The organism is Siphonobacter sp., assembly GCF_048595215.1.
Classification (GTDB): Bacteria; Bacteroidota; Bacteroidia; order Cytophagales; family Spirosomataceae; genus Siphonobacter.
The window spans coordinates 1-7,981 of sequence record NZ_JBMDWJ010000377.1 but is presented as its reverse complement, the minus strand read 5'-3'; the positions used below and the strand labels follow the sequence as shown (position 1 = coordinate 7,981).

Annotated in this window: 10 protein-coding genes; 4 read left to right on the top strand and 6 right to left on the bottom strand. The window is 48.2% G+C overall.

Annotated features, from left to right (window positions below; genetic code table 11):
• The 5 genes from ACOJTG_RS23250 to prfA form a co-directional block, all read right to left on the bottom strand.
• On the bottom strand, positions 1-587 hold a 587-nt coding region (locus ACOJTG_RS23250), incomplete at its 3' end, for an NAD(P)H-binding protein (protein WP_420155997.1).
• A gap of 4 nt (positions 588-591) precedes the next feature.
• Complete coding sequence (nadD, locus tag ACOJTG_RS23245) at positions 592-1,164, bottom strand: nicotinate (nicotinamide) nucleotide adenylyltransferase (protein ID WP_104715896.1); 573 nt, start codon at positions 1,162-1,164, stop codon at positions 592-594.
• 97 nt (positions 1,165-1,261) lie between these two features.
• Positions 1,262-2,524: a DNA recombination protein RmuC gene (locus ACOJTG_RS23240; protein WP_420155996.1), complete on the bottom strand. Its 1,263-nt coding sequence runs from the start codon at positions 2,522-2,524 to the stop codon at positions 1,262-1,264.
• Positions 2,525-2,543: 19 nt separating this feature from the next.
• Positions 2,544-2,744, bottom strand: coding sequence for a hypothetical protein (locus ACOJTG_RS23235; protein ID WP_420155995.1), 201 nt, complete (start codon positions 2,742-2,744; stop codon positions 2,544-2,546).
• A gap of 234 nt (positions 2,745-2,978) precedes the next feature.
• Entirely contained in the window at positions 2,979-4,049 is a 1,071-nt protein-coding gene (prfA, locus tag ACOJTG_RS23230; protein WP_420155994.1) for a peptide chain release factor 1, read from the bottom strand.
• A gap of 218 nt (positions 4,050-4,267) precedes the next feature.
• On the opposite strand from prfA, the gene ACOJTG_RS23225 reads away from it, so the two are divergent.
• The 3 genes from ACOJTG_RS23225 to ACOJTG_RS23215 all read left to right on the top strand — a co-directional run bounded on the left by ACOJTG_RS23225 (position 4,268) and on the right by ACOJTG_RS23215 (position 6,945).
• Positions 4,268-4,612: a hypothetical protein gene (locus tag ACOJTG_RS23225; RefSeq protein ID WP_420155993.1), complete on the top strand. Its 345-nt coding sequence runs from the start codon at positions 4,268-4,270 to the stop codon at positions 4,610-4,612.
• Between the two features lie 15 nt (positions 4,613-4,627).
• Positions 4,628-5,203 carry a hypothetical protein gene (locus ACOJTG_RS23220; RefSeq protein ID WP_420155992.1) on the top strand — a complete coding sequence of 192 codons (576 nt, stop codon included), beginning with the start codon at positions 4,628-4,630 and terminating at the stop codon, positions 5,201-5,203.
• An 89-nt stretch (positions 5,204-5,292) separates the two neighbouring features.
• The gene (locus tag ACOJTG_RS23215) at positions 5,293-6,945 is read left to right on the top strand and encodes a S41 family peptidase (protein WP_420155991.1); all 1,653 of its coding nucleotides are present in this window, start codon (positions 5,293-5,295) and stop codon (positions 6,943-6,945) included.
• Positions 6,946-7,015: 70 nt separating this feature from the next.
• Here the strand turns inward: ACOJTG_RS23215 and ACOJTG_RS23210 are convergent, their stop codons facing one another.
• Positions 7,016-7,489: a hypothetical protein gene (locus ACOJTG_RS23210; protein ID WP_420155990.1), complete on the bottom strand. Its 474-nt coding sequence runs from the start codon at positions 7,487-7,489 to the stop codon at positions 7,016-7,018.
• Between the two features lie 129 nt (positions 7,490-7,618).
• On the opposite strand from ACOJTG_RS23210, the gene ACOJTG_RS23205 reads away from it, so the two are divergent.
• Positions 7,619-7,981 (top strand): lipopolysaccharide biosynthesis protein (locus ACOJTG_RS23205; RefSeq protein ID WP_420155989.1); only part of this gene is annotated, 363 nt, incomplete at its 3' end.

Sequence of the window (7,981 nt, the reverse complement as noted above, 5' to 3'; positions counted from 1 at the left end):
CAGACGTCCTGCTGTAAGAGGGTCTCAATAATACCAATGACGTCGTCACGGTGCACAAAGTTGACGGGTACCTCTCCGGTATCCACCGTTTTTCCAATGAAGTACTTCCCGGCAATCCGGTCATAGCCCATCAGGCCGCCGCAGCGAAGTACGGTCAGCGGAAACGTGCTTTCCTGTAACAGATGTTCAACGGTAATCAAGGGATGATTTTCCAGCGTTGGTCCGTATTCATTGAGTACCGTATTGGTTTCGGGATACACGGAAGTCGAGGAAATGTAGATTAGCTTTCCCCGGAAATCGCTCATCTGGTGCAGCAACTGGCGAATCTGTTGCGGATGAAAATCGTCGCCCTGCGAGCTGGCTCGGGGTGGAATACTGATGATGAGTACCTCCGCCTGAAGTAAAGCCGCCAGATCGCCTACGGGTTCGGGATTGAAATTCAGAAGTACGGGCTGAATGCCTGCCTGCCTTAACACGGACAGTTTTGCTTCTGAGGTGGTCGTTCCGATCACCGTATGCCCTTGTTCGGCCAGTGCTTTGCCCAGCGGTAAGCCCAGCCAGCCGCAACCCAGAATACTAACGTTCATTCCTTTAGACGTAAAATTTTTTCCAGCGAATATAGGCTTCTACTTCTTCGGGGACCATATACCGAATGGTTCGTTCGGCCTTGATTTGTGCCCGGATAAAGGTAGCCGAAATATCCAGCAGGGGCGATTCCACAAGCCGGACGTTGGGATGATCCACCAGATCGCTCGGCTCGGCATTGGGCCGGGGATAGACGTACAGACCAAATTCACTTAGAATTCGCTCATGCTCTTTCCAGTTTGGAAACTGGCCCAAATTATCGCCGCCAATGATGAGTCGAAAAGAATGCTGGGGAAACTTCTCCTGTAGCTTTAGCAGGGTATCGATGGTATAACTCGGACGTGGCATGGTAAACTCCACATCACTGACTTTGAACTTGGAGTTGTTCTGAATGGCCAGCGAAACCAGTTTATAGCGATCTTCCTCGTGTAAGAGTTGCTTATTCTTTTTGAAAGGATTCTGGGGAGAAACCACAAACCAAACCTGATCCAGATCGGTCGTCTCGGCCATGACATTCGCTACAATCAAATGGCCAATATGAATGGGATTAAACGAACCGAAAAAGAGACCAATGTTCATGTTGTTATTATTTTCTAGTTGATTGTTATTGGTTTTTAGTTGTTCGTTACTGAGCAAATTATCAACAACCAACAACTAAAAACTTACAACCAATCCTCTACTCTTCCGCCTGATCCAGCCACGATTTCGGTAACTCTTTGGTGGCCCGGGCTCCGAGTGTACGAATTTTCTCGGCCGTGCGAATCAAATTTCCCTTGCCTTCGTAGAGTTTCTTGACGGCCTCATCGTAAGCGGATTGCGACGATTTCAGCGTATCACCTACTTTTTGTAAGTCGCGGATAAAGCCTTCAAATTTATCGTACAGTTCACCGCTTAAGCGGGCAATTTCCAGTGAATTTTTACTCTGTTTTTCGAATTTCCAGAGGCTCGATACCGTACGCAACGTAGCTAGTAAGGTGGTAGGGCTGACGAGTACGATTCGTCGTTCCCAGGCAAAGTTAAACAGCTCGTTATCCGACTGAATAGCCAGACTGAAGGCTGGTTCAATGGGCATGAAGAGCAACACAAAATCGGGAGAAATCAGACCCTGAGCGGTTTCGTAACGTTTTTCGGCCAGAATTCGGATGTGACTACGAACAGAAGTCAGGTGAGCCGAGAGGTACTTATGCCGCTCGGTTTCGTCGTCACAACCAATGCAGCGTTCGTAGGCAACCAGCGAGACCTTGGCGTCTACAATGAGGTGTTTGTTATCGGGCAAACAGATTACTACATCGGGCCGAATAATGCTGTTATCTACATTCTGGGTCAGTACCTGCGTCAGATATTCTTTCCCTTTCACCAGACCCGAACGTTCCAGTACTTTTTCCAGGATTACTTCGCCCCAGTTCCCCTGCTGTTTGGTATCACCCTTGAGGGCTTTGGCAAGGTTATCGGCATCCTGACTGAGTCGCTGGCTTAAGTCGTGCAATTTGCGTACTTCGGCGAGTAAACTGACCTTATCCCGGAGTTCTTCCTTGTAATTTTCTTCAATTTTCCGTTCGAACGCCTGAATCTTCTCGCCCAGTGGATGCAGAATCTGATGCAGATTGACCTGATTCTGCTCCGTGAAGCGACGCGATTTTTCTTCGAGTAAGTCGTTGGCTAATAGCCGGAACTGGGCGGAGAGTTCTTCCTGCTGGAAGTGAAGTTTGTCTTCCAGGTTGCGGTAATCGGCTTCCAGAGCCGCCAGCTGACGGTTCAGATCCAGCGTACCACCGCGTTCTTTTTCCAAAGCCGTTCGGAGCTGACCGTTCTCGTCACGGGCGGTTTTCAACGAAGCTTCCGCCACCCGTACCTGCGAACTGCTTTGCCCTTTGGCAACCAGCCACGCGGCCACGGCTCCAATCGCCAGCCCGAGAAAAAGAAAGAGAAAATCGCTCAAGAATCAGCCGATTAAAAACTTAATTCAAATGGGGTTCCAGTATGTTCGACACTCGAACATCTGCTTCCTGCTGTAATAATGGAAACGCCTTAACCAACTCCGTTGGGGTCGCTGGCTGGCGATCTTCAACGATTTCTGTAATCGTAGTAAAAGGCAAACGATCGAGTAACTGCTTCATAAAAACAGCCTGATCTTCGGGTATATCAATTGTAATTTTCATGACTTTACGCTTCTCGTTTAAGGTTTGATGGGTTTGAGGTTTGATCGCACTTCGACTAGCCTTCAATGCTAACTCTGGTTTAAAGTTTGAGCTGAGTGTAAGGTTTGAATTCGTTTGAAGTTTGATGGTGACCCACCCATTTCAAACGTATGAAACCTTAAACCCTTATCAATCAGTTCACAAAAACTTAAACTCTTTAAACCTTCAAACTTTCTCAAACCCATTAACCAACCTTTACACCGCTCCTTCTTTCAAGCGTTCGGCGTTTTCGGCAATCCGTAATTGTTCGATAAAATCACCAATGTCTCCGTCCATAACGGCGGGAAGGTTATGCACGGTATAGCCAATGCGGTGATCCGTCACGCGGGATTGTGGATAATTGTACGTCCGAATTTTATCGGAACGGTCGCCGGAACCTACCATGCTCTTGCGAGCACCCGAAATTTCAGCCTGTTGTTTAGCCAGTTCCATTTCGTAAATACGTGACCGCAGTACCGTCATGGCTTTCTCGAAGTTCTTGATCTGCGAACGTTCGTCCTGACACTGAACCACTAGACCCGTAGGTAAGTGCGTAACCCGAACGGCCGAATACGTGGTGTTTACGGACTGTCCACCCGCACCTGACGAACAGAACGTATCCTTGCGAATGTCGTTCATGTTAATCTGTACGTCCACTTCTTCTGCTTCTGGCAGTACCGCTACCGATGCGGCTGAGGTGTGAATACGGCCCTGCGTTTCGGTGGCGGGTACGCGTTGCACGCGGTGCACGCCCGATTCAAATTTGAGTTTTCCGTATACGTCTTCTCCCTGTACTGAAACGATAATTTCCTTGAAACCACCCGAGCTACCTTCGGTTTGGTCCATAATCTGGAACTGCCAGCCTTGGTTCTGGGCAAAACGTTGGTACATCCGGAAAATATCACCCGCAAAAATGGCGGCTTCGTCACCCCCCGTACCTCCGCGAACTTCGAGGATGATGTTTCGGCTGTCGTTGGGATCTTTCGGAATCAGTAATTCTTTCAGCTCCTGTTCGAGTACGTCCTGATTGGGCTCGAGTTCGTCGAGTTCCATCTTGGCCATTTCCCGAAACTCTTCGTCTTTTTCCGTCGTCAGTACTTCTTTAGCCGAGGCAATTTGTCCCAACAACAATTGGTACTCTTCGTATTTTTTGACGATTTTTTCCAGGTCTTTGTACTCTTTACTCAGGGTTTTATATCGTTTCACATCGCTGGCCACTTCGGGCTGAACGATCTGCTGGGATACTTCGTGGAAGCGTTCGCGTATGGCTTCTAATTGCTCAAGCATAAGGATACTATGAATAGGTTTTCCCTACTAACGGAAAACGTTGCTTTTAAACAAGGACAAATTTTCCACAAAGATAACTATAATAAGATGTACCAACGACAGAACCTAAAGCAAAGGCTTCGCGTTGAGTAAGATAAGTACTGCTGATTTTTAATTCTTTTTTGAGAACTTCTTACATTTACTGCGTGAAATTCTTCAAAAGCATAGGAGTTTTTTGTTTGCTGGTACTGAGCGTGCATTCCGCTTGGGCCATCGATATTCCTTTGTTCGGAAAAACCCGGAAAGTCGTCATCAATGGACAGGTGGTGCGGGTACGGCGAGCAAATGTCATTTTGAAGGTGAGTCCAGACGTACGGATCACCGCTTTTAATACCCCTTGGGGCCGTCGGCAATTCGACAAGCTGAGCGAATTCATTAATTTACCCTTCTTACGGGCGGATCGGGTCTTTGCTCCTCCCTCGTATCTTCGAGTGCTCACTCCGGCCCCGAACGAAGGCCCTGACTTTACCTCTTTTTCCACGCCGGCTCTTTCAAATAAATTCCCCCAGCTGGCTGCCCGTTAACCAAGCACACCGATTATGAAACGAGTAGCAAGTGTACTTGTAGTAAGTACGCTCCTGGTTACGTCCTGCGAATTCAAACGCCTGGATACTGCTAAAATGCAGCAGGAAATACAAAATCAGAAGATTAAGCACGTGACCAGTGCTCAGGTTTCTACCCTGGCTACTGAGCAGGGGGATGCCATAGGCCGGGTCATGGATCGTCAGCCCGTCCGGGCTTTAACGACCCAAGCTTTGGTGGATTCGCTCGCTCAGGCGTACGGAGCCCGTATTGAATTTGTACCGGTTTCTCAGTGGAATCAGCCCCGCTTTGATGCCAAGACGAAAGAAGTCTTCGCGGCGTATCAGTACAATGCTGAAAAACAACTACGGCAGGAAAACAACATTCAGAAAATTGGCGATGGCAGCGAATGGCTGTATACGATTCCAGTGGTTATGACGCCGGAACTGACGACAGCATTTAACCAAAAGCAGCTTCCTAGTCTTCAACCGCAAAAAGAAAAGGAATTGCTGGGTTTGTGGGCGGTTCATTTAAGCCGGAAAGAAATTGTCCGGCGTATTGATCCGAAAACGCTGGAAAAAGGTAAATTGTAAGACCTTCAATCGCCTCTACCTTAAAAAACGTTTCTAATGCTGGAAACGTTTTTTTGATACCATAACGGCATTATTATAGCTTATCCTTCATGGAAAATCATTCTGATAAAAACATCCGCAACAGTACATCGATGATTCGTTTACCGATGTTACTGGCGGCTACGCTGGCCGGAGGTATCCTGATCGGAGCGACCTTTTTTGGGGGCCGTACCCGCTATTCTGGCGATTTGGTACGCAACCTCAATAAGTTTCGGGAAGTACTAACCTGGATTGATAACGCGTACGTCGATTCGGTAAATACGGACACATTGGTGGACTATTCGCTGGAAAAGATGATGACGCACTTGGATCCCCACAGCGTCTATATTCCCAAGAAGGAAGTAGCGGCGGCCAAAGCTCAGCTCGAATCCGGTTTTGATGGGATTGGTGTAGAGTTCAATATTTTTAATGATACGGTTTTTGTAATCAATGCCATTCCCGGCGGACCAGCAGCTACGGCGGGCATGCGTTCGGGGGATCGATTGATTCGGGCGGATGGTACGCCATTGACCGGAAAAAAAGTGGATAATCAACTAATCTTTAGTAAGCTCCGGGGGCCGGGTGGTTCGGCAGTAAAGCTGGACATTCAGCGGCGGGGCGAAAAAAATCTGCTGAATTTTAACGTAACCCGGGGCCGGATTCCTTCCTATTCCGTTTCGGCTAGCTATCTCATTGACGGCAATACGGGTTATATCAAAATTGATCGTTTTGCGGAATCGACCTACAATGAATTCCGCAGTCAGCTGGCCTCACTCAAGAAACAAGGGATGAGTCGGCTGGTACTGGACTTACGCGGCAACGGGGGCGGCTTCAAAGACCGGGCAACGGATATTGTGGACGAATTACTGGGTGGTAATAAGCTCATTGTGAAGACCGATGGCAAGGGTACGCAGTTCGACGATGAAACGTACGCCCGCAAGGAAGGCCTCTTTGAAAAAGGAGCCGTTGTGTTACTGATTGACGAAAACTCGGCATCGGCTTCCGAAATCGTAGCCGGAGCCTTGCAGGACCATGACCGGGCTTTACTGGTAGGCCGTCGTACGTTTGGAAAAGGGCTGGTACAAACGCCCGTCGATTTGTCCGATGGTTCACAGATTCGAATCACCGTTTCGCGGTATTACACGCCGAGTGGTCGCTGTATTCAGAAACCTTACACTACTTATGATTCGGACGATCGCTACAAGGATGGCGAATTGTTTGTAGCCGATAGTATCAAATTTGATAAGAAACAGGCCTTCAAAACGGATAATGGCCGGGCGGTCTACGGCGGTGGCGGTATTATTCCCGATATTTTTGTTTCGGTAGATACGAGTTATCGTACCAAATATCTGTATCAGCTAGCCGCTCGTAACGTCATTGCCGAGTACGCCTTCCGGTACGCACTGGACAATCGGGCCAAATTGAGCGAACAAACATTTAAAGATTACCTGCAGAAATTTACGGTAAGCGATGCCATGATTAACGAAGTAGCGGCGATGGCGGCGGCCTCGGGAATCAAGCGAAACGAAGCCGATCTGTCCCGTTCCAAACGTTACATGCAGGATCAAATCAAAGCCTTGGTCGCTAGTTATATTTGGGAAAAGCGTTCGAGTACGGCGGGGCTCCGCAATGAGTTGTATCAGGTTCTAAACGCGAACGATCCTTTGTATAAGAAAGCACTGGTGTATTTCCCACAGGCGGATCAAATGGCGGCGAAACAATAATTAAGAACGCGATTCTTTTCAGATCGTTTTTACAAAAAAGGAGGAGCAAGAAGCTCCTCCTTTTTTGTAATTATTCGGTAACTACGGGTTCTGATTTTCGAAGTTGCCAGGTTACGCCCAGCCAGCTACGAAAATTACCCGTTTTAAAATCCTGACGTGAGTACGGCGTCAGCTCAAAGGAGATACCCAGCTGTGGGACTTTCACCAGCGGCGTAACCCGCGTACCAACGCTGAGAAAATAGCCCTGTACCAGCCTGGTCTTCGAATCTACCAGTTTACCTACAATACCCAAATTGGCTCCTACGCCCGCGTAAAACAAATGCTGGGGTTTGCGAACAAACGTGACCATCGGAGCCAGCTCCGTGTTAAGAGAAGAAAAAATGGAATTGGTTTGAAAGCGAGCCTCTCCCCAGATGCGATGATGGGGATTACTACTGACCGTCAATACACTGTTGAAGGGATAATAGCCAACTACGACCTGAGCACACAGCGACTGAAAAGCCGACGTCAGCAGCAGTCCACTCAGCAGGTAAAGAAATTTCATACGTGAACGTTTTGCCAAAAGTACGATTCTCTGGTCCTCATTAGCTAGAGGTTTGGAAATTTGGCTCTTGCCTTGCCTACCTTTGCGGAACGTACACGAGAATATTCTGCTAGGTACGGAAAGACTTGTATGGGTGTTTTGAAGAAACTAGCCAGTGACACGGCTCTGTATGGTGTCAGTAGTATTTTGGGTCGGGTGATTGGCTATCTGCTGGTGCCGTTACACACGGCCGTATTTGGTCCCGGACCTTTAGCCGAACAGGTAACGTACTTTCTTTGGGTAGCCTTACTCAATGTGATTTACGTTTTCGGGATGGAAACCACGTTTTTCCGTTTTGCCTCCCGGGAAAAAGATCGTTTTCAGGAATTCTACAACCTGTCAATTACGGCGATCCTGACGGTAAGCTGCATCGGTTCAGGGATGATCATTCTGCTTTCCTCCTCCATTGCCGATGAATTTGGGTATCCGGGTCGGGGGCAGCTGGTTTCCTGG